The organism is Streptomyces sp. NPDC006687, assembly GCF_040636215.1.
Lineage (GTDB): Bacteria > Actinomycetota > Actinomycetes > Streptomycetales > Streptomycetaceae > Streptomyces.
Genome location: NZ_JBEYJJ010000012.1, coordinates 130,121 through 151,048, shown reverse-complemented (window position 1 = coordinate 151,048; position 20,928 = coordinate 130,121). Strand labels below are relative to the sequence as shown.

17 protein-coding genes are annotated in these 20,928 nt (G+C 74.1%); 8 read left to right on the top strand and 9 right to left on the bottom strand.

Translation table 11 applies throughout. The features are described 5' to 3' along the window. Window positions 1–25 precede the first annotated feature (25 nt). On the top strand, window positions 26–2,866 hold the full coding sequence (locus tag ABZ716_RS17525) for a DEAD/DEAH box helicase (RefSeq protein WP_358959839.1): 2,841 nt from the start codon (window positions 26–28) through the stop codon (window positions 2,864–2,866). A 90-nt stretch (window positions 2,867–2,956) separates the two neighbouring features. Next, entirely contained in the window at window positions 2,957–3,613 is a 657-nt protein-coding gene (locus ABZ716_RS17520) for a helix-turn-helix domain-containing protein (protein ID WP_358812432.1), read from the top strand. Here ABZ716_RS17520 and ABZ716_RS17515 read toward each other — a convergent pair. The 4 genes from ABZ716_RS17515 to ABZ716_RS17500 all read right to left on the bottom strand — a co-directional run bounded on the left by ABZ716_RS17515 (window position 3,610) and on the right by ABZ716_RS17500 (window position 8,182). Then, complete coding sequence (locus tag ABZ716_RS17515; protein ID WP_358959837.1) at window positions 3,610–4,590, bottom strand: pseudouridine synthase; 981 nt, start codon at window positions 4,588–4,590, stop codon at window positions 3,610–3,612. The genes ABZ716_RS17520 and ABZ716_RS17515 overlap by 4 nt on opposite strands. Window positions 4,591–4,608: 18 nt before the next feature. Further along, window positions 4,609–6,186 (bottom strand): serine hydrolase, encoded by a 1,578-nt coding sequence (locus tag ABZ716_RS17510; RefSeq protein WP_358959834.1) that lies wholly within the window; start codon window positions 6,184–6,186, stop codon window positions 4,609–4,611. A 195-nt stretch (window positions 6,187–6,381) separates the two neighbouring features. Continuing rightward, window positions 6,382–7,227: a siderophore-interacting protein gene (locus ABZ716_RS17505; protein WP_358959832.1), complete on the bottom strand. Its 846-nt coding sequence runs from the start codon at window positions 7,225–7,227 to the stop codon at window positions 6,382–6,384. A 49-nt stretch (window positions 7,228–7,276) separates the two neighbouring features. Continuing rightward, the gene (locus tag ABZ716_RS17500) at window positions 7,277–8,182 is read right to left on the bottom strand and encodes a 5'-3' exonuclease (protein WP_358959854.1); all 906 of its coding nucleotides are present in this window, start codon (window positions 8,180–8,182) and stop codon (window positions 7,277–7,279) included. Window positions 8,183–8,375: 193 nt separating this feature from the next. Between ABZ716_RS17500 and ABZ716_RS17495 the strand changes: the two genes are divergently transcribed. From ABZ716_RS17495 to ABZ716_RS17485, 3 genes are all read left to right on the top strand, one after another. After that, the gene (locus tag ABZ716_RS17495) at window positions 8,376–10,391 is read left to right on the top strand and encodes a Dyp-type peroxidase (protein WP_358959830.1); all 2,016 of its coding nucleotides are present in this window, start codon (window positions 8,376–8,378) and stop codon (window positions 10,389–10,391) included. A gap of 130 nt (window positions 10,392–10,521) precedes the next feature. Then, window positions 10,522–11,217, top strand: a complete 696-nt coding sequence (locus tag ABZ716_RS17490; protein WP_358959828.1) for an XRE family transcriptional regulator — start codon at window positions 10,522–10,524, stop codon at window positions 11,215–11,217. Between the two features lie 4 nt (window positions 11,218–11,221). Next, window positions 11,222–11,944, top strand: coding sequence for a helical backbone metal receptor (locus ABZ716_RS17485; RefSeq protein WP_358959825.1), 723 nt, complete (start codon window positions 11,222–11,224; stop codon window positions 11,942–11,944). Here the strand turns inward: ABZ716_RS17485 and ABZ716_RS17480 are convergent. Further along, window positions 11,941–13,089 (bottom strand): TDT family transporter, encoded by a 1,149-nt coding sequence (locus ABZ716_RS17480; protein WP_358959823.1) that lies wholly within the window; start codon window positions 13,087–13,089, stop codon window positions 11,941–11,943. The genes ABZ716_RS17485 and ABZ716_RS17480 overlap by 4 nt on opposite strands. 70 nt (window positions 13,090–13,159) lie before the next feature. Between ABZ716_RS17480 and ABZ716_RS17475 the strand changes: the two genes are divergently transcribed. After that, window positions 13,160–14,080: a LysR family transcriptional regulator gene (locus tag ABZ716_RS17475; protein WP_358959820.1), complete on the top strand. Its 921-nt coding sequence runs from the start codon at window positions 13,160–13,162 to the stop codon at window positions 14,078–14,080. 16 nt (window positions 14,081–14,096) lie between these two features. Here the strand turns inward: ABZ716_RS17475 and ABZ716_RS17470 are convergent, their stop codons facing one another. The 4 genes from ABZ716_RS17470 to ABZ716_RS17455 all read right to left on the bottom strand — a co-directional run bounded on the left by ABZ716_RS17470 (window position 14,097) and on the right by ABZ716_RS17455 (window position 18,073). After that, a complete protein-coding gene (locus tag ABZ716_RS17470; RefSeq protein WP_358959817.1) occupies window positions 14,097–14,870 on the bottom strand; it encodes a hypothetical protein in 774 nt (257 codons plus the stop codon). Window positions 14,871–14,956: 86 nt separating this feature from the next. Then, window positions 14,957–15,664: a gamma-glutamyl-gamma-aminobutyrate hydrolase family protein gene (locus ABZ716_RS17465; protein WP_358812422.1), complete on the bottom strand. Its 708-nt coding sequence runs from the start codon at window positions 15,662–15,664 to the stop codon at window positions 14,957–14,959. A gap of 52 nt (window positions 15,665–15,716) precedes the next feature. Further along, the gene (eat, locus tag ABZ716_RS17460) at window positions 15,717–17,183 is read right to left on the bottom strand and encodes an ethanolamine permease (protein ID WP_358959814.1); all 1,467 of its coding nucleotides are present in this window, start codon (window positions 17,181–17,183) and stop codon (window positions 15,717–15,719) included. Between the two features lie 143 nt (window positions 17,184–17,326). Next, entirely contained in the window at window positions 17,327–18,073 is a 747-nt protein-coding gene (locus tag ABZ716_RS17455; protein ID WP_358959812.1) for an FCD domain-containing protein, read from the bottom strand. A 77-nt stretch (window positions 18,074–18,150) separates the two neighbouring features. Between ABZ716_RS17455 and ABZ716_RS17450 the strand changes: the two genes are divergently transcribed. Both ABZ716_RS17450 and ABZ716_RS17445 read left to right on the top strand, forming a co-directional pair. Next, complete coding sequence (locus ABZ716_RS17450) at window positions 18,151–19,515, top strand: glutamine synthetase family protein (RefSeq protein ID WP_358959810.1); 1,365 nt, start codon at window positions 18,151–18,153, stop codon at window positions 19,513–19,515. A 33-nt stretch (window positions 19,516–19,548) separates the two neighbouring features. Then, window positions 19,549–20,928: an aldehyde dehydrogenase family protein gene (locus tag ABZ716_RS17445; RefSeq protein WP_358959808.1), complete on the top strand. Its 1,380-nt coding sequence runs from the start codon at window positions 19,549–19,551 to the stop codon at window positions 20,926–20,928.

The window sequence follows — 20,928 nt, the reverse complement described above, 5'->3', positions numbered from 1 at the left end:
GGCGGCGGGTAGGCTCGACAGCAAGATGACCGAAGAACTCTCACCCGCCGAGCGGTACGCCGCTGCCCGGATCCGCGCCGCCGAAGAGGCGTCCGCCCTGGCCCCCTTCCGGGAGATGTACGAATTCGACCTGGACCCCTACCAGGTCGAGGCATGCAAGGCACTCGAGGCCGGCAAGGGCGTCCTGGTGGCTGCCCCGACCGGCTCGGGCAAGACCATCGTGGGCGAGTTCGCCGTGCACCTGGCCCTCCAGCAGGGCCGCAAGTGCTTCTACACGACGCCCATCAAGGCCCTGTCGAACCAGAAGTACGCCGACCTCGTCAAGCGCTACGGCGCCGACAAGGTCGGCCTGCTGACCGGCGACAACAGCGTCAACGGGGACGCGCCCGTGGTCGTGATGACCACCGAGGTGCTCCGCAACATGCTCTACGCGGGCTCCCAGGCGCTCAGCGGCCTCGGGTACGTCGTGATGGACGAGGTGCACTACCTCTCCGACCGCTTCCGCGGCGCCGTCTGGGAAGAGGTGATCATCCACCTCCCCGAGTCGGTGACGCTGGTGTCGCTCTCCGCGACCGTCTCCAACGCCGAGGAGTTCGGCGACTGGCTCGACACCGTCCGCGGTGACACCGAGGTGATCGTCTCCGAGGAGCGGCCCGTACCGCTGTGGCAGCACGTCATGGCCGGCCGCCGGATCTACGACCTCTTCGAGGAGGAGTCCGACCACGGAGGCCGCGGCTCCGCCCGCCGCGAGGTCAACCCCGACCTGCTGCGGATGGCCCGCGAGGAGAACACCCGCACCTACAGTCCCAAGGACCGCCGGCGCGGCAAGATGGTCCGCGAGGCCGACCGCGAGCGCGAGCGCCGCTCCCGCAGCCGGATCTGGACCCCCGGCCGCCCCGAGGTCATCGCCCGCCTGGACAACGACGACCTGCTCCCGGCCATCAACTTCATCTTCAGCCGGGCCGGCTGCGAGGCCGCCGTCCAGCAGTGCCTCTACGCGGGCCTGCGCCTCAACGACGACACCGCCCGCCTGAGGGTCCGCGAGATCGTCGAACAGCGCACCGCCTCCATCCCCGCCGAGGACCTCCACGTCCTCGGCTACTACGAGTGGCTCGAAGGGCTGGAGCGCGGCATCGCCGCCCACCACGCGGGCATGCTCCCCACCTTCAAGGAGGTCGTCGAGGAGCTGTTCGTCCGCGGCCTCGTCAAGGCCGTCTTCGCCACCGAGACCCTGGCGCTGGGCATCAACATGCCCGCGCGCACGGTCATCCTGGAGAAGCTCGTCAAGTGGAACGGCGAACAGCACGCCGACATCACCCCCGGCGAGTACACCCAGCTCACCGGCCGGGCCGGCCGTCGCGGAATCGACGTCGAGGGCCACGCCGTGGTGCTGTGGCAGCGCGGCATGGACCCGGTGCAGCTCGCCGGGCTCGCCGGCACCCGCACCTATCCGCTGCGCTCCAGCTTCAAGCCCTCGTACAACATGGCCGTCAACCTGGTCCAGCAGTTCGGGCGCCACCGCTCCCGCGAACTGCTGGAGACCTCCTTCGCGCAGTTCCAGGCCGACCGCTCGGTCGTGGGGATCTCCCGTCAGGTCCAGCGCAACGAGGAGGGCCTGACCGGCTACCGCGAGGGCATGACCTGCCACCTCGGCGACTTCGAGGAGTACGCGCGGCTGCGCCGCGAGCTCAAGGACCGCGAGACCGAACTCGCCAAGCAGGGGGCGGCCCAGCGCCGCGCCCAGGCGGTGAGTTCGCTGGAGCGGCTCAAGCCGGGCGACGTCATCCACGTCCCCACCGGCAAGTTCGCCGGTCTCGCCCTGGTCCTCGACCCGGGCGTGCCCGCCGGGCGCAGCAACGGCCACCGCGGCTACGAGTACGCCGAGGGCCCCCGCCCGCTGGTGCTCACCGCCGAGCGGCAGGTCAAGCGGCTCGCCGCGATCGACTTCCCCGTGCCGGTCGAGGCCATCGACCGGATGCGGATCCCGAAGACCTTCAACGCCCGCTCCCCGCAGTCCCGCCGGGACCTGGCGACCGCCCTGCGCAACAAGGCCGGGCACGTCCAGCCCGAGCGCCAGCGCCGCGGCCGGGCGGCGGCCGCCGACGACCGCGAGATCGCCCGGCTGCGCGCCGAGCTGCGGGCGCACCCCTGCCACGGCTGCGACGAGCGCGAGGACCACGCCCGCTGGGCCGAGCGCTACCACCGGCTGCGCCGCGACACCCTCCAGCTGGAGCGCCGGATCGAGGGCCGCACCAACACCATCGCCCGCACCTTCGACCGCATCCACGCGCTGCTCACCGAGCTGGACTACCTGCGCGAGGACGAGGTCACCGTGCACGGCAAGCGGCTGGCCCGGCTCTACGGCGAGCTGGACCTGCTGGCCTCGGAGTGCCTGCGCGAGGGCGTCTGGGAGGGGCTGAACCCGGCCGAACTGGCCGCCTGCGTCTCGGCGCTGGTCTTCGAGGCCCGTCAGTCCGACGACGCGGCCCCGCCGAAGGTGCCGGGCGGCGCCGCGAAGGCGGCGCTCGGCGAGATGGTCCGTATCTGGGGCCGGCTCGACGCCCTGGAGGAGGAGCACCGCATCAACCAGGCGGAGGGCGTGGGCCAGCGCGAGCCGGACCTCGGCTTCGCGTGGGCGGCCTACCAGTGGGCCTCCGACAAGAGCCTGGACGAGGTGCTGCGCGAGGCGGAGATGCCGGCCGGTGACTTCGTGCGCTGGTGCAAGCAGGTCATCGACGTCCTGGGGCAGATCGCGGCGGCGGCCCCCGCCTCCACCTCCGCCAGCGGGAGCACGGTGGCGAAGAACGCCCGCAAGGCCGTCGACGCGCTGCTTCGGGGTGTCGTGGCCTACAGCTCGGTCCAGTAGCCGGATTCGGTGCTTCCTCCGAGGCCGGGGGCGGCCGGATCTCATCTCCTGCCATGATCGATTCACGGTGTCCTGTGCGACGATCGGCGTATGAGTGGGGGAACGGACGGAGGGCCGAGACGGGTCGGGCGGCCGCGGGCCGATCAGCGCAGGGCACCGAGCAGCCGGCCGCCGCGCGAGGAACTCCTCCGCGCGGCGGCCGAGTTGTTCACCGCCCGGGGGTACGCGGCCACCACCACCCGGGCGGTGGCCGAACGGGCCGGGATGCGCCAGGCCACGATGTACCACTACTTCGGCGGCAAGGAGGAACTCCTCGCCGAGCTCCTGGAGTCCACCGTCGCCCCCTCGCTGGCGCTCTCCCGCCGTCTGCTGGCCGACACCGGCCGGCCCGCCGCGCGCCGGCTGTGGGAGCTGTGCCGCTCGGACGTGCTGCTGCTGTGCGGGGGTCCGTACGACCTGGGCGCCCTCTACCTGCTGCCCGAGCTGGACCGGCCACGGCTGGAGCCGTTCCGCCGGATGCGCGACGAACTGCGTGACAACTACCGGGCGTTGCTCGACGCCACCCCCCTGGGGGCCGAACTGGCCGGGGACGCGGCCGCGCTGGGCCTGCGGAACGACCTGGTGTTCGGCCTGGTCGAGGGCGTGATGCTGGTCCGCCGCTCCGATCCGGGCCGCCCGGTGGCCGCCTTCGCGGAGGCCGCCGCGGACGCGGCGCTGCGGATCGCGGGCGTGGCCCCGGCGCGCTAGGGCGTCTCCCGCGGCCCGGGCCCGGCTTCCCAGCCCTCGGGGTCGTCCCATGCCTGGAGGGCCAGGCCCGATTCCAGATGGTGGGCGAGGCCCGTGACCGGATCGGTGAAGGACAGGGTCCTGGCCAGCAGCTGGAGGGGGCGGCGGTAGTCCGCCGGGTCGGCCGGTGCGGCGACCACCGGGTAGACCGGGTCGCCGAGGAGGGGCAGGCCCAGGCTGTTCATGTGCACGCGCAGCTGGTGGGTGCGGCCGGTGCGCGGGGTCAGCCGGTAGCGGCCCACCGTGCCCCTGACCTCCAGGAGTTCGACCAGGCTCTCGGCGTTGGGCTCGGCGTCCGGGACCTCCACCGCCGCCATCACCCCGCGGACCTTCTCGATATGGCTGCGCACCGTGCGGGGCAGTTCCACGGACGGGTCGTGGGGCGCGAGGGCCTCGTACTCCTTGTGGACCCGCCGCTGCTGGAACAGCAGCTGGTAGGCGCCGCGGTCCTCGGGGCGGATGCTGAACATGACCAGCCCGGCCGTCATCCGGTCCAGGCGGTGCGCCGGGCTGAGCGCGGGCAGGTCCAGTTCCCGGCGCAGCCGGGCCAGGGCGGTCTGCGTGACGTGGCTGCCGCGCGGGGTGGTCGCCAGGAAGTGCGGTTTGTCCACCACCAGGAGGTGCCGGTCGCGGTGGACGACGCGGATCCGGAAGGGCACGGGCGGCTCGGCCGGCATGTCCCGGTGGAACCAGAGCCAGCCGCCGGGCTCGTAGGGGTCCTGCGGCCGCAGCACCCTGCCCCCCTCGCCCAGGACCCGGCCGCCGGCGAGGAGCCGGGCCATGGACTCGGCGCCGCGCGTGCCGGCGTAGCGCTCGGTCAGGTAGTCGCCCAGCCGTGGCCAGCGGCCCTCGGGGTCGGGGGGAAGGCGCATCCGGACCGGGTCGATGCCCTCCTGCTGGGGGAGGGGCGCGGGCGGGATGTGGGATCTGCGGCTCACCGGGACCAGGGTAGGCGGCTACTGCCGGGTGAAGGTGCCCAGGTGCTCGGCGTCCAGGTACTCGATGCGGACCTTGCCGTCGGAGAAGATCACCCCCGTGCGGCCGACGGCGTTCTCGCCGGTGGTCACGAAGCTGAAGGTGTCGCCGTCGTAGTGGGTGAGGGGGAAGCGCAGGGGCTTGGGGCCGAGGGAGAGGGTGAGAGCGCCCTTGGCGTCGGCGGTGACGGTGAGGGGGCCGTAGAAGGCGTTGCCGTAGGTGCCGGTGTAGGTGGTCGCCGCGCGGGCGGGGCGGGCGCCGGCCGGGGGGTGGGCGTAGTCGGTGGCGGAGCGGTGGCCCTCGTTCAGCTCCTGCGCGTACAGCGCGCCGGTCAGGGCCAGCCAGTCGGCGGTCGGCTTGCCGTGCTCGGCGGTGTCGAAGAAGTCCAGGGCGATCGCGTCGGCCTGGCCGACCGGGGCCGCGTTGGTCAGGACGACGATGCCGAGCTGTTCGAGCGGGAGCAGGGTGACGTTGGTGTTGGCGCCGAGTTCGAAGCCGCCGGAGTGGCCCAGGCGCAGCCGGCCGGCCTCGTCGTAGCTGACGTTCCAGCCGAGCCCGTAGAACTGCGGGACCCCGCGGAAGGTCTGGGCCTGCGAGACGATCTCGGGCAGGCGGGTGCGGTTCAGGCCGTCGGCGGGGATGATCCGCTTCCCGTCGAGGACGCCGTCGCCGAGCTGGAGGCGCAGCCAGCGGGCCATGTCCCGGGCGGTGGAACTGGCCCCGCCGGCCGGGGCCTGGGCGTCGGCGTCGCGGACGAAGCGGGGGCTCCAGGTGGCGGCGCCGTTCTTCGCGGTGCCGGTCTTCACATGGCCGTAGGCGCGGTCGGAGGCGGTCGCGAAGGCGGAGAACTCGGTGCTGGTGCGCGTCATGCCGGCGGGCTTGAAGAGGGTGTCCGCGCTGAGCTTCTGCCAGGTGGTGCCGTGGTCGCGGGCGACGGCCTCGGCGGCGGCGGTGAGGCCGAAGTTGGTGTAGGCGTAGCTCGCGCGGAAGGGGGTGAGGGGCTCCTCGCGGAGGTGGCCGAGGATGTACGCCTGGTCATAGCCGAGGTCCTCCAGGAGGTCGCCGGCGTGGTCGGGCAGGCCGGTGCGGTGGGAGAACAGGTCGGCGGGGGTGACGTGGGAGGTCACCCAGGGGTCCTTGAGCGCGAAGCCGGGCAGGGCGGAGCCGAGGGGCTTGTCCCAGGCGGCGGGGTCGGGGAGGGCACCGGCCACGACGGTGGAGGAGAGCGGCTTCGAGACGGAGGCCAGCTGGAAGACGGTGTCGGGGTCGACGCGGGCGGGCTCGCCGGTGCGGCGGACGCCGAAGCCCTTGAGGTAGAGCACCTTGTCGTGGTGGACGACGGCCACCGCTACACCGGGGATGCCGGTACGGCGCATGACGTCTGCGACGGTGGCGTCGAGGCGGGTCAGCGCCGTGGCGACGGCGGAGTCGCTGATGCGGGGCTCTGGCGGTGGAGCCGGGGTGGGCTCCGCCGCGGCGGAGCGCGCCGCGGTGCCGGCCGTGGCGGCCGTCAGGAGGAGGGCCGCCCCGGCGAACGCGGCGGCGCGGTGCGTACGCATGTCGCCATTGTGTGCCGTTCGGGTGGTTTCGGCGCGCGGGCCGGCTGCCGCTGCGCGGGGCGAGGTCCCCTACCCGCCCTTCCACCGTTCCTCCCCCAGCTACCGCCGGGAGGTGCCCCCAGGGGCTCCGCCGCGGGCGCGGTAGCGCCGTGTTTGGGGCCGCGCCAGCGAACGGGGTCCGGGGCGGAGCCCCGGCTAGGCGGCGGCCGGGGTGCGGGTGTCCTGTTCGGCTTCCACCGTGGCGTTCCAGTCCCGCTTGATCGCCCGCCAGCCCTCGTCCGTCTCGCCGAGGCGCCAGTAGCCGGAGATGGACAGGCGTTCGCGTGCGACGCCCCGGTCCAGGCGGAGATGGCGGCGGAGCTCCTTGACGAAGCCCGCCTCGCCGTGGACGAAGGCGTGGACGTCCGCCGACGGGAAGTGCAGGCCGGTGACCGCTTCCAGCAGGGCCTCGCCCACCGGGCGGTCCCCCCGGTGGAGCCAGAGCGGGGTGATGCCGTCCGGGGTGGCGATGTCCTGCTCGTCCGCCGGACCGTCGACCTCCACGAAGGCGTACACCTGGGCGCCCGGCGGCATCCGCTCCATCGAGGCGGCGATCGCCGGCAGCGCGCTCTCGTCGCCCGCGAGCAGGTGCCAGCCGGCGGTGGGGTCGGGGGCGTAGCAGCCGCCCGGCCCGAGGAAGTGGACCCGCTCGCCGGGCTGGACGCGGGCGGCCCAGGGGCCCGCGAGGCCCTCGTCGCCGTGGACGACGAAGTCCAGGGTCAGCTCCCGCCGCGCCGGGTCCCAGGCGCGGACGGTGTACGCGCGCTGGCGCGGCCACGACTCGCGGTGGTGCGTCGCCCGGATCGCCTCCAGGTCCCACGGCTCGGCGTAGCTCACGCCCTCCGGCGCGAAGAGCAGCTTGACGTAGTGGTCGGTGTACGCGCCCGCGCCGAATCCGGCCAGCCCGTCGCCGCCCAGCACGAGGCGCACCATGTGCGGTGTCAGCCGTTCGGTGCGTACGACGACTGCGGTGCCGACGGTGCGGGCGCGTCCTTCTGCCACGGTGTCTCCCCTGACGCTCACGAAGCTTAGGATTACCTAAGTTAGCACCTCAAGGGCGCAGCGCGCTGCTCAGGCGTGTCACTGCTCCTCCCAGACCCCACCGATGGGCGAGGGCCTCGACCATCTCGGGTCGAGCGGGGGTCCGGGGGAGGGCCGGGTCGAACGCGGGCAGCGGGACGTCCGAGGCCACCTGGACGACCTTCGGTGCCACCGCAAGGTAGGAGCGGGCCTCGTCCAGCCGCTTGCGCTGCGTGGGGGTCAGCTTCGACTTCGGGTCGTCGACGGCCGCGATGATTCCGGCCAGGGACCCGTACGCCTCCAGCAGCTTCGCGGCGGTCTTCTCCCCGACGCCCGGGACGCCCGGCAGGCCGTCGCTCGGGTCCCCGCGCAGCAGCGCCAGGTCCGCGTAGCCGGGGCCGTCCACCCCGTACTTCTCGCGCAGCCATGCCTCGTCGGTGATCTGGAGGGTGCCCACGCCCTTGAGCGGGTACAGGACGCGGCGCTCGCGGGCGTCGTCCACCAGCTGGTAGAGGTCCCGGTCGCCGGTGACGATGTCCACCGGGCCGGTGGCCCGGGCCGTGAGGGTGCCGATCACGTCGTCCGCCTCGTACCCGGCGACACCCACCCGGGCGATGCCGAACGCGTCCAGCGCCGCCTCGATGATCGGGACCTGCGGGGCGAGGGTGTCCGGGGTCTCCTCCACGTCCGGGCCCGACTCGGAGAGCCGCGCCACCCGGTGCGCCTTGTACGAGGGGATCAGCTCCACCCGCCAGTGCGGCCGCCAGTCGGCGTCCATGCAGGCCACCAGGTCGTCGGGGCGGTGGTCCTGCACCAGCCGGCCGATGAAGTCCAGGAGCCCGCGCACGGCGTTGACCGGGGTGCCGTCCGGCGCCTTCACCGATTCCGGGACGCCGAAGTAGGCGCGGAAGTAGAGGGATGCGGTGTCCAGCAGCATCAGCCGTCGTGTCGTCATGGAGGCGATGATGCCGTAACCCGCCGGGCTGCCGCCCGTGACCTCGGACGGGGGGTCCCCCTCACTCGAACAGTGCCTCCGGCGCGCGCGCCCGTGCTCCCTCGCGGAGGGTTTGATCACCGGACGGGCGCTCGGCCCCGCCCGGTTCCCGTGCGAGCCACACCCAGGAGCCCCGATGGATGCCGCCGTCCCGCCCCCCGCCGTCCCCGCCCGCAGGACCGTCATCCGGGCCGGGGCGGTGGCCGCCGCCGCGCTCGCCGTGTGCCCGCGCACCGCCGCCGCGGCCGCCCCGGCCCGGGCCCCGCAGCCGTCCCCGCCGCCCGCCGCCCCGCCGGCCGACGAAGCGCCGTCGCCCGCCGCCGCGGACCCCGCGGTGCTCCCGCTGCGCTTGGACCGCGACATCCAGGGCGACATCCTGGCGGGCTCCCGCAAGGACCACGCCTGCCTGCTGATGCTGCGCTTCCGCGAGCCGGTCCTGGCCCGCCGCTGGCTGCGCCGGCTGCTGCCGGAGATCTCCACCACCGCGGAGATGGCGCAGTTCAACGCCGCCTTCAGCGCCGCCCGCGTCAAGGCGGGCGGCACCGACCCCGCCTCCCTGTCGGCCCAGTGGACCGGGCTCTCCCTCACCCACGCCGGGCTGCGCTTCCTCGCCGGCCGCGACCCCTTCCCCGCGCTGCCGCCCGGCAGCACCGCCGAAGCCTTCGCCCAGGGCCCCGCCCAGCGGGCCGAAGCCCTCGGGGACACCGGCGACAGCGCCCCCGACTCCTGGGTGTTCGGCGGCGAGGGGCCGCACCGCGCCGTGCACGCGATCCTCAACCTCGCCGCGGACGACCCGCGCAAGCTCTCCGAGGCCGTCGACCGCCACCAGCGTTCCCTGGGGCCCGCGCAGGGCGTGCTGGTCTTCCGGCAGGACGGCGGCACCCTGCCCGGGGCGCTGCGCGGCCACGAGCACTTCGGGTTCACCGACGGCATCAGCCAGCCCGGCGTCCTCGGCTTCCACGCCCCCGACCCGGCGACCGGCAGCACCGTCCTGGGCAAGCCCGGCGCGCGGCTGGTCCCGGCCGGGGAGTTCGTCGTCGGACACGAACGGGCCGGCCGACGGCCCGCCGGGCTGCCCGCCTGGGCCACCGGGGGCTCCTTCCAGGTGGTCCGCCGGCTCGCCCAGGACGTGCCCGGCTGGTGGGCGCAGGCCCGGGAGCGGCTGGCCGACCTCAAGCGGGCCGGCGTCGCCCCCGACGACGCCACCGACACCTGGCTCGCCGCCCGGCTGGTGGGCCGCTGGCCCGGCGGCGCCCCCGTCGCGGGCTGCCCGCTCGCCGAACAGCCCTGCCCCGTCGGCGCCGACCCGGACGCCCTCCTCTCGTACCACGACGACCCGCAGGGCTGGCGCACCCCGCTGTTCGCCCACATCCGCAAGGGCAACCCGCGCGACGGCCTCGTCGCCGTCCCGGGCCGGCCCCCGCTGGACCCCGCCGCACTCGACAACCGCCGCATCATTCGCCGCGGCATCCCGTACGGACCGGCGTACGACCCGAAGCAGGAGCCGGGCCGCGGGACGAACGGGGCCTCGCGCGGGCTGGTCTTCATCGGCTACCAGGCCGACCTCGTCCAGCAGTTCGAGTTCGTGGCCAAGAAGTGGATCAACGAGGCCGACTTCCCGGCCGGACGCACCCCGCGCACCGGCGCCGACCCCGTCCTCGGCCCGGGTTCCCCGGTCGCCTTCGAGCGCGAGTCCGAGGGCGGCAGCCGTGCCACCACCCTGCGCTTCGGCCGGTTCGTCCGCACCGAGGGCGCCCTCTACGCCTTCACCCCCTCCGTGTCCATGCTGCGCGAGCTCGCCGAAGGCCGGCTCGACGTCCGCGTGGAGGTCCACCCCGGCACCGTCCTGCGCCCCGGCGACGTCCTCGACGCCGGCGCCGCCCGGCTGTCCCTCACCGCCGACGGGGACCTCGTCCTCCTCGACCCCTCCGGCGCCCGCCAGTGGAGCGCCGCGACCGCCGGCAAGGGAGCCGACGCCGTCTTCTCCCGCGACGGGGAGCTCACCGTGCGCACCGCGGACGGTGAGGCCGTCTGGAGCAGCGGCACCGCCGGCCACCCCGGGGCCCGGCTGCTGGTCCGCCCGGGCGGTGACGCGGTGATCCTCGACGGCGACCGTGTGCTCTGGCGGGCCGGCCAGGGTCACGCTCGGTGACGGGACGGGTACGGAAACCGGCCGGGGAACGGCCCGGAGCCCCCTTGCGCGGGATTCCGGGGGCGGTTGCTGCGTAAGGTGCTTACAGCACACCGATGTGCGACCACGGGTAGGGGAGGGCAGCCCCGACATGAACGGCAAGGAAGACGGAAGCATCGCGGACGCCACGGACGCCACGGACGGCCCGGAATTCGGCGGCGCCCGGGCGGGCGCGCCCGGCGCCGACGACCCGGACAGGCACGACAAGGAGAAGGACGCCAAGGACCAGCCGCTGCGGGTGGGTGTCGCCGTACGCAAACGGCGGCGTGCGCTCCACCTCACGCTGGCCGCGGTGTCCGCGCGCAGCGGGCTCTCCGTGCCCTTCCTCAGCCAGATAGAGAACGAACGCGCCCGCCCCAGCATGCGCTCGCTGGAGCGGGTCGCGGACGCCCTGGAGACCACGGCGGTCGACCTGCTCGCCGCCTCCGACACCGCCCGCACGGTGGACCTGGTACGGGCCGGCGACGAGTCCGGGCTCGCGCCCGTCCACGGCGTACGCCCCCTGGTGCGCGGCCACCACCAGCTGCACGCGCTGGAGTTCAACGGCGACCAGGACGCCGGCCGCGAGTACCAGCACCGCAACGACGAGCTGATGTACGTGGTCTCCGGCGCCTGCCAGGTGGAGGCCGAGGGCCGCGCCTACCGGCTGGAGAGCGGGGACGCGCTGTTCCTCTCCGGCGGGGTGCGCCACCGCTGGAGGGCGGTCAGCGACGACACCCGGCTGCTGGTCGTGGCCGTCGGCGAGCACATCCACGCCACCTCCGAGCCCCCCTCGCCAGGGCGCTGAGCCGGTGCGCGTCGTCTCGCTGGTGCCCTCCCTGACCGAGGCGGTCGCGCGGAGCGCCCCGGGCCTGCTGGCCGGGGCGACCGACTGGTGCTCCCACCCGGCGGACCTGGGGCGGGTGCGTCGGATCGGGGGGACCAAGAACCCCGACGTGCGGGCCGTGGCGGAGCTGCGCCCGGACCTGGTGATCGCCAACGAGGAGGAGAACCGGCCCGCCGACCTGGAGGCGCTGCGCGCGGCCGGGCTGGAGGTGCTGGTCACCGAGATCCGCGACCTGCCGCAGGCGTTCCGGGAGCTGGACCGGCTGCTGGTGGGGGCGCTGGCGCTGGAGCGGCCCGGGTGGCTGGACCGGGCGGAGGAGGCGTGGGAGGCCGTGGAGCCCCTCGGCTCCTTCACCGCCTGCGTACCGGTGTGGCGGCGGCCGTGGATGGTGCTGGGCCGGGACACCTTCGCGGGCGATCTCCTCGCCCGGCTCGGGGTGCGCAACGCCTACGCCGGCCACCCCGAGCGGTATCCGAGGGTGCCGGCCCCGGAGCTCGCGGGCAGCGGCTGCGATCTGGTGGTGCTCCCCGACGAGCCGTACCGCTTCACCGCGGACGACGGCCCGGAAGCCTTCCCCGGGCTGCCCGCCGCGCTGGTCAGCGGCCGCCACCTCACCTGGTACGGGCCTTCGCTGGTGGAAGCGCCCAGGGTGCTGGCGGCGGCCCTGCGGACGGCGTTGCGCGGCTAGCGACTAGCGGCGAGCGGCTGCCGGGTCGCGGGCAGCAGGCGGCCGGTGAACAGACCGCGCAGGGTGTGCCCGGCGGCGAGCACCCAGGCGGTGACCAGGCCCGCGAACAGGGCCGCGGCCAGCCAGGCGAAGGCGTCCAGCCCGGTGTGCCGGGCCAGCCCGGCCGCGCCGGTCACACAGGTGCCGACGGGGAAGGTCAGCGCCCACCAGGTCATCGCGAAGCCCATGCCCCGCCGGGCGGCCCGGACCAGCATCGCGGCCGCCAGGGCCAGCCACAGCAGGGCGAAGCCCATGACCGGGACCCCGTAGACCACCGCGAAGGCGCCCAGCGCCCGGGCGTAGGGGGCGTCGATGGCGCCGGGGGCGACGTCGGCGAGCTGGTTGACGGCGGTGGTCGACTGGCCGAGGGGGCCGAGGACCAGGAACAGGGCCGGGGTCAGCGCCAGGGGCAGGGGGCCCTGGGTGATCAGCCGGCCCAGGACCAGGGGGAGCAGCAGCAGGACGGCGAGCAGGCTGCAGCCGAACATCGCGTAGCAGGCCAGCAGCAGGGCCTCGCGGGGCTGTCCGACGGGCAGGTGGGGGACGAGCAGGGGGCCGACGGCGGCGGAGACCATGGGTGCCACCACGGGCAGCAGCCAGACGGGGCTGGCCTGCGCGACCTCGGCCTTGTGGCGGACCACCATCAGGTAGGGCACCACGACGGCCATGACCAGCCCCACGGCGGTGCCGGCGGTGAACAGCACGGTGTCGGCGGCGACGGCGGCGCCGGTGCCGATCAGGTCCTTGCCGACGAGGAGCGTCCCGGCGCCGACGGCCAGCAGGGCCATCGACAGGCAGCCGTAGAAGGGGGCCACGGCGGGGTCGAGGAGGTGGGCGCGGGCCTGGTCACGGTGGTGGAGCCAGTGCCCGGCGCGGGCGGTGAGCAGGACGGCCAGGGCCACGGCGGCCAGTGCCCACAGGAGTGTGCAGAGGGCGCGCTGGCCCGGCAGCTGGTAGGGAAGGGCCGCTCCGGCGTTGGCGATGATCGCCGTGCCCATGACCGAGGCGTACCAGTTCGGGCCGAGATCGCGCAGCCGCGGGGCCTTGTGGGCCCGGGGAGCGGCGGGGGCGGCGGTCCGGAAGGGGAGGGGGGCGGTGGTGACCATGCGTCCAGCGTCCCGTCGGGCAGGGCCGTACGGCAGAGGTCATATGTCTATCAGGTCATAAACTGGGGTTATGGGTAACGAGGAGACGGTTCCGCTCGCACATCGAGTGCCGGACCTGGGCGCGCTGGAGCTGCTGCTCGCGGTGGCGCGGCTCGGCAGTCTGAGCGGGGCGGCACGCCGCCTGGGCATCACCCAGCCGGCGGCCAGCAGCCGGATCCGCGCGATGGAGACCCGGCTGGGGGTCGCCCTCGTGGACCGTTCGCCGCGCGGCTCGACGCTGACGGCCGAGGGCGCGCTGGTCACGGACTGGGCCCGGCGGGTGGTGGAGGCGGCCGAGGCGTTCGACGCGGGCGCGCAGGCGCTGCGCGGGCGGCGGGACTCGCGCCTGCGGGTGGCGGCCAGTATGACCATCGCCGAGTACCTGCTGCCCGGGTGGCTGATCGCGCTGCGCGGGGAGCGGCCGGGCACGGCGGTCTCGCTGCACGCCGGGAACTCGGCGGACGTGGCCCAGCGGGTCCTCGCGCACGAGGCCGACCTGGGGTTCGTGGAGGGGCTGAGCGTCCCGGACGGCCTGGACTCGGCCGTCATCGCCCAGGACCGCCTGGTGGTGGCGGTGGCCCCGGCGCACCCCTGGGCGCGGCGCTCGCGCGGGGTGGAGCCGGCCGAGCTGGCGGCGACCCCGCTGATCCTGCGGGAGCGGGGGTCGGGGACGCGGCAGGTCCTGGACGCGGCGCTGGCCCCGGTCGGGGGGCTGGCCCAGCCGCTGCTGGAGCTGGCGTCCACGACCGCCGTCAAGGCGGCGGCGCTGGGCGGGGCGGGGCCGTGCGTGCTGTCGGAGCTCGCGCTGGTGGAGGAACTCGCCGCCCGCCGTCTGGTCCCCGTGCCGGTGTCCGGGGCCGCCCTGGCCCGCGACCTGCGGGCCGTCTGGCCCACCGGATCCCGCCCGGCGGGACCGGCGCGCGACCTGCTGTCCCTGACCCGGCGCCGGTAGGGCGGAAGAGACGGACCTAGCCGCGGAGCGCCTTCGTCAGGACGGCGCCCGCCGCGATCAGGGCCACGCCCAGCCACCACACCCCGCCGTCGAAGACCAGCACCGCGATGCCGAGCGGCACCAGCAGCCCCGCCAGCGGCAGCAGCAGGGAGGCCCACCCCGGTCCGGCCTCGCCCCGGGCGCGGGCGCGGACGACCTCCGGGTACCAGGCGGTGAACCGCAGGGCGGCGACGATCGCCAGGATCTGGATGATCCAGCCGGTCCAGAGGTTGTCCGGGTCGTGCAGCAACAGGTCCCCGAAGCCGCCCGCCAGGGCCGCCACCAGGAAGGCCAGCCCCCACGCCCCGGTGATCGCGTAGTTGGTGCGCAGGAAGGCGCGCGTGTGCCACAGCGCGGGGTCGGTCTGTTCGCGGGCGTACTGGAGGGTGAACGGCATGCGTAGCGCCATCGAGCCGAAGGCGATGACAGTGAGGGCGAGGTTCGACACCTCGCCCGCGTAGGTCTCCAGCCAGCGCAGCGTGCCCGCGTCCGCCAGGACTCCGACGACGGCCATCGCGGCGAAGAAGACCACGTCCGCCAGCTCCAGCAGCTTCCAGGAGGTCCCGCGGTGCACCCACCGGCCGAGGCCGATCAGGACGAGGGAGGCGCCCAGGGCGATCCCGACCGCGATCTCGAACCGTCCCGGGCCCACCAGCAGGGAGAAGATGATCCACGGGGCCATCCCGACGACCGGGCTCTCCAGGAACCTGGACACCCTGCCGGTGCGCTCTGCGCTGGCTTCCGTCCGCACCCTTCCAGGGTGCGCCCCGACCACCCGCGGGGCCATTCGTGCCGCGGACCGCCCGGAGGGGAACCCCGCGCGGCCCGCCCGCGCCGTCAGGCCACCGGTACCGCCGTACGGGCGACGGCCGCCTCGATGAGGGCGGCCATCACCCGGGTGTCCTTGTCCCGTTCGGGGTGCCACTGCACGCCCAGCACCCACCGGTCCCGCTCGGGGAGTTCGACCGCCTCCACCGTGCCGTCCTCCGCGTACGCCGAGACCACCAGCCCCCGGCCCAGCCGCTCCACCGCCTGGTGGTGGTACGTCGGGACCTCCGCGACCTCCGGCACCAGCTCCGCGTACCGGGTGCCCGCCACCGGGGTGACGGGGTGCCAGGAGCTGACGCCGGGGGTGTCGAAGTGGCCGTCGATGTGCTGGACCAGCGTGCCGCCCAGCGCCACGTTCAGCGCCTGCATCCCCCGGCAGATGCCCAGCAGCGGCAGGCCGTCCTCCAGGGCGGCCCGCAGCAGGGCCAGTTCCCACTCGTCCCGGACCGTCGCGGGGGCGCCCGTACGGGGGTCGCGCGGGGCCCCGTACCGGACCGGGTCGAGGTCCGGGCCGCCGGCGACGACGAGCCCGTCCACCCGTGCCAGCACCTCCGCCGCCCGCTCCGGTTCGTCCGGCGGCAGCAGGACGGCCGAGCCGCCCGCCGCCTGGACCAGCTCGTAGTAGCCGGTCGGGACGAGGGAGGTGGGAAGGTCCCACACCCCGTAGCGGGTGGATTGCTCCACATAGGTGGTAATGCCGATGAGGGGCCTGGGCACGGTGTTACCTCCAGGGGTGCCGGACAGCGGAACGGGGTGCGGGAGCAGGATTTCAGTCGCGGGTCAACTCCGCCTCGGCTCGCGCCAGCGCCGCGAACTCCTCCTCGGGCGCCGAGGCCACCAGGCGGTGGCGGCTGTAGCAGGCGAAGTACAGGAGGGCGACGGCGTACACGGCCAGGGCGATCAGGGCCGCGTCGATGTCCACCAGGAAGGTGGCGACCAGCGCCGAAAGGGCGAGCACGAAGGCGACGGACGAGGTCAGGACCCCTCCGGGCGTGCGGTACGGGCGCTCCAGGCCGGGCTCGCGGCGGCGCAGCACGATGTGCGAGAGGGCCATCAGGGCGTAGGAGATGGTCGCCCCGAACACGGCGACGTTCAGCATCCGCGCCCCGTTGCCGGTGGCCGCCGCGAGGGCGAAACCGATCGCACCGGGGATCACCAGTCCGAGGTACGGGGCCTTGCGCCGGGAGGTGAGCGACAGGAAGCGCGGCAGGTACCCGGCCCTGGAGAGGGCGAACAGCTGGCGCGAGCCGGCGTAGATGAGGGAGAAGAAGGAGGCGACCAGGCCGGCGAGGCCCGCGTAGTTGACGAAACGGCTCAGGGCGGTGGGGCCGCCGTCCCCCTCCAGGGCCACGACCAGCGGGTTCCCGGCGCTCTTCACGGCGTCGGCGCCGTGGGCGCCGGTGGCGGCGAGGAAGGTGACCAGGGCCAGGAGGGTCAGGATGCCCAGGGAGATGGCCAGGGCCTTCGGCATGGAACGGACCGGGTCCTTGGCCTCCTCGGCGGCCAGCGGCACGCCCTCGACGCCGAGGAAGAACCACATGCCGAAGGGGAACGCGGCCCAGATGCCGAGGACGCCGAAGGGCAGCCACGATCCGGAGCCGAACGCGCCGGGGTCGACGGCGATGTCGTCGAGGGAGCCCGGGTCGAAATCGGTGAGCGCCCCGACGGCGAAGACGAGCAGGGCGGCGACGGCGACGGCGGTGACGACCAGGCTGAAGCGCAGGGCCTCGCCCACGCCCCACAGGTGGACGCCGATGAAGACGACGAAGCACCCGAGGTAGACCGGCCAGCTGGAGGTCAGGCCGAACAGGCCCAGTGATTCGACGTAGTCGCCGATGAAGATGACGATCGCCGCCGGGGCCAGGACGTACTCGATGAGGATCGCGGTACCGGTGAGGAAGCCGCCCCAGGGGCCCAGCGCACGGCGGGCGAAGCCGTAGCCGCCGCCCGCCGTGGGCAGGACGGTGGACAGCTCGGCGAGGGAGAAGACCAGGCAGGCGTACATCGTGCCCATGAGCACGGTGGCCAGGGCCAGGCCGCCGAAGCCGCCCTTGGACAGGCCCACGTTCCAGCCGGAGAAGTCCCCGGAGACCACGTAGGCCACGCCGAGCCCGGTCAGCAGCAGCCAGCCGGCGCTGCCGCGGCGCAGGGTCCGGCGTTCGAGGTACTCGGCGTCGGCGCCGGATACGGCGGCCGGCGGGTGTTCGGGCGGCGCGGATGCGGTGTCTTCGGCCATGTGCGCTCCTGCCTGGGGCCTCGGGGCAACGGGGGTGAGGCGTGCAATGGTTGTGAGGCGTACCTTTGCGTCAAGAGCGGGGGGCGCGCAAGACCCCTGCGTTAAACAGGGGTTACGAAAACCTCTCCCGCCCCCCGTGCCCCTCAGGTCAGGAATCCGCGCAGCAGGGCCGCCGTACCGCAGCAGTGCTCGCGCATCACCGCCCGCGCCGCCTCCGCGTCCCGCTCCAGCACCGCCTCCACCAGGGCGCTGTGCTGCTGCTGGGAGTGCTCCAGGTTGCGCACCAGCAGCGGGATGCAGTCCAGCAGGTCGTTCACCCGGGCCCGGACGGCCGCGTACTGGGCCGTCAGGCTCGCGGAGCCGGCCAGTTCGCACAGCGCCAGGTGGAACAGGGTGTCCTGGCGGCGGTACTCGGACAGCGGGGCGTCGTGGGTGGCGGCCAGCGCGCCCAGCAGCCGCTCGGCCCCCTCCTCGGAGAGCCCCTGCGCCGCGCACAGCCCGGCCGCCCCCACCTCCAGCACCTCGCGGAAGCGCAGCACGTCCTCGATGTCCACCCCCGCCACCCGCCGCCGCAGCTCCTCCTCGGCCGCGCCGGCCGGGGTGCCGGGGCGGGCCCGCACGAACGTCCCCCCGTACCGGCCGCGCCGCGCCTCGACCAGGCCCTGGTCCTGGAGCACCTTCAGCACCTCGCGCAGGGTGACCCGGCTGATTCCCATCCGCTCGGCCAGCTCCCGCTCGGGCGGGAGCCGTTCGCCGCCCGGCACCAGACCCAGCCGGACCACCTGGAGGATCTGTTCGAGCGCCTCCTCGAAACCGTTGCCCGCCCGCACCTGCCGCAGCACGGGATTCAGCCGTGCGACCGCGCCCCCGTCGTCCGCCGTGTCGGTCATCTTGACTCCTCCCCTTCCCAAGCAATGGTTCTGTTCAATACCTTAGGCCCCCTCGGCTCACCGAAGGAGAGATCCCCGTGGTAGACCGCAAGCCGCCGCTCGCGCCCGAGGAGCTTCGCGCCCTCGTCGCCAGCGGTGAGATCGACACCGTCGTCCTGGCCTTCCCCGACATGCAGGGACGCCTCCAGGGCAAGCGGTTCGCCGCCCCGTTCTTCCTGGACGAGGTCCTCGACCACGGCACCGAGGGCTGCAACTACCTCCTCGCCGTCGACACCGACATGAACACCGTCGACGGATACGAGATGTCCTCCTGGGACCGCGGCTACGGCGACTTCGCCATGCACCCCGACCTCGCCACCCTGCGCCGCATCCCCTGGAACCCCGGCAGCGCCTTCGTCCTCGCCGACCTCGCCTGGCACGACGGCACCCCCGTCGTCGCCGCGCCCCGCCAGATCCTGCGCCACCAGCTCGACCGCCTCGCCGGACTCGGCTACACCGCCATGGTCGGCACCGAGCTGGAGTTCCTGGTCTTCCAGGACACCTACGAACAGGCGTGGAACGCCGACTACCGCGGCCTGACCCCCGCCAACCAGTACAACATCGACTACTCCGTCCTCGGCACCGGCCGCATCGAACCCCTGCTGCGCCGCATCCGCACCGAGATGCAGACCGCCGGCCTGGTCGTGGAGTCCGCCAAGGGCGAGTGCAACCTCGGCCAGCACGAGATCGCCTTCCGCTACGACGAGGCGCTCACCACCTGCGACCAGCACTCCGTCTACAAGACCGGAGCCAAGGAGATCGCCTCCCAGGAAGGCGTCTCGCTCACCTTCATGGCCAAGTTCGACGAGCGCGAGGGCAACTCCTGCCACATCCACCTCTCGCTCAACGACTCCGACGGACGCAACGCCATGGCCGGCGACGGCCCGGGCGGTATGTCCCCCCTGATGCGGCACTTCCTGGCCGGCCAGCTGGCCGCGCTGCGCGACTTCTCCCTTCTCTACGCCCCGAACATCAACTCGTACAAGCGTTTCCGCCCGGGATCCTTCGCCCCGACCGCCGTCGCCTGGGGCGTGGACAACCGGACCTGTGCCCTGCGCGTGGTCGGGCACGGGCGCTCCATGCGCTTCGAGAACCGCCTCCCCGGCGGCGACGTCAACCCCTACCTCGCCGTCGCCGGCCTGGTCGCGGCCGGCCTCTACGGCGTCGAGAACCGCCTCGAACTGCCCGAGGCGTGCACCGGCAACGCCTACACCGCCGACTTCGCCCACGTCCCCGCCACCCTGCGCGAGGCCGCCGAACTGTGGGAGAACAGCGAGATCGCCAAGGCCGCCTTCGGCCCCGAGGTCGTCGCCCACTACCGCAACATGGCCCGCGTCGAACTCGACGCCTACGACTCCGCGGTGACCGACTGGGAACGCCGCCGCTCCTTCGAACGCCTGTAACCGGCCCCCGCCCCCACCTCAGAAAGGCACCCCGTGTCCGAAGCGCTGGACCCCTCCCACCTGAGGGTGCTCAACCCGGCCACCGAGGAACTCGTCGCCACCGTCCCGGCCGCCACACGGGACGACGTCGACGCCGCCGTCGCACGCGCCACCGCCGCCCAGCGCGGCTGGGCCGCCGCCGCCCCCGCCGACCGGGCCCGGATCCTGCGCCGCTTCGCCGCCGTCGTCGACGGACACCTGGAGGAGCTGGCCCGCCTGGAGGTCCGCGAAGCCGGCCACACCCTCGGCAACGCCCGCTGGGAGGCCGGCAACGTCCGCGACCTGCTGGACTTCGCCGCCGGGGGAGTGGAACGCCTCTCCGGACGCCAGATCCCCGTCGCCGGGGGCATCGACGTCACCTTCCTCGAACCCCTCGGCGTCATCGGGGTGATCGCCCCCTGGAACTTCCCGATGCCGATCGCCGCCTGGGCCCTGGCCCCCGCCCTCGCCGCCGGGAACGCCGTCCTCCTCAAGCCCGCCGAGACCACCCCGCTCACCGCCCTGCGCCTCGCCGAACTCGCCCTCGAAGCCGGGATCCCCGAACACCTCTTCCAGGTGCTCCCCGGCCACGGCGGCGTCACCGGCGACGCCCTCGTCGAACACCCCGGAGTCGCGAAGATCGTCTTCACCGGCTCGACCCGCGTCGGCAAGCAGATCATGGCCAAGTGCGCCGGCCGGGTGAAGCGGGTCACCCTCGAACTCGGCGGAAAGAGCCCCAACATCGTCTTCGCCGACGCCGACCTCGACACCGCGGCCGCCGCCGCCCCCATGGCCTACCTCGACAACACCGGCCAGGACTGCTGCGCCCGCACCCGCATCCTCGTCCAGCGCTCCGTGTACGACCGCTTCCTCGACCTGGTCGCCCCCGCCCTCACCTCGGTGGTCGTCGGCGACCCGCTCGACGAGAGGACACAGGTGGGCCCGCTCATCTCCGCCGCCCAGCGGGAGCGCGTACGCGGCTACGTCACCGACGACCTGAAGACCATCCGCGCCGCCGCCCCCGAGGGCCCCGGCTTCTGGTACCCGCCGACGCTCGTCACCGACGTCGACCCCGCCGCGCCGGTGGCCACCGAGGAGGTCTTCGGACCCGTCGCCGTCGTGATCCCCTTCGAGGACGAGGAGGACGCCGTACGCCTGGCCAACGCGACCGAGTACGGCCTCTCCGGCTCCCTGTGGACCCGCGACATCGGCCGCGCCCTGCGCGTGTCCCGCGCCGTCCAGGCCGGCAACCTCTCCGTCAACTCCCACAGCAGCGTCCGCTACTGGACCCCCTTCGGCGGATACAAGCAGTCCGGACTCGGCCGCGAGCTCGGACCCGACGCCCTCACCGCATTCACCGAGACCAAGAACGTCTTCATCAGCACGGAGGACTGA

Bases quoted from the DNA above. Each gene is read 5' to 3' on its own strand.
- ABZ716_RS17525 (WP_358959839.1), top strand. From the start codon at position 26: ATGACCGAAGAACTCTCACCCGCCGAGCGGTACGCCGCTGCCCGGATC.
- ABZ716_RS17520 (WP_358812432.1), top strand. From the start codon at position 2,957: ATGAGTGGGGGAACGGACGGAGGGCCGAGACGGGTCGGGCGGCCGCGG.
- ABZ716_RS17510 (WP_358959834.1), bottom strand. From the start codon at position 6,186: ATGCGTACGCACCGCGCCGCCGCGTTCGCCGGGGCGGCCCTCCTCCTG.
- ABZ716_RS17500 (WP_358959854.1), bottom strand. From the start codon at position 8,182: ATGCTGCTGGACACCGCATCCCTCTACTTCCGCGCCTACTTCGGCGTC.
- ABZ716_RS17495 (WP_358959830.1), top strand. From the start codon at position 8,376: ATGGATGCCGCCGTCCCGCCCCCCGCCGTCCCCGCCCGCAGGACCGTC.
- ABZ716_RS17490 (WP_358959828.1), top strand. From the start codon at position 10,522: ATGAACGGCAAGGAAGACGGAAGCATCGCGGACGCCACGGACGCCACG.
- ABZ716_RS17480 (WP_358959823.1), bottom strand. From the start codon at position 13,089: ATGGTCACCACCGCCCCCCTCCCCTTCCGGACCGCCGCCCCCGCCGCT.
- ABZ716_RS17475 (WP_358959820.1), top strand. From the start codon at position 13,160: ATGGGTAACGAGGAGACGGTTCCGCTCGCACATCGAGTGCCGGACCTG.
- eat (WP_358959814.1), bottom strand. From the start codon at position 17,183: ATGGCCGAAGACACCGCATCCGCGCCGCCCGAACACCCGCCGGCCGCC.
- ABZ716_RS17455 (WP_358959812.1), bottom strand. From the start codon at position 18,073: ATGACCGACACGGCGGACGACGGGGGCGCGGTCGCACGGCTGAATCCC.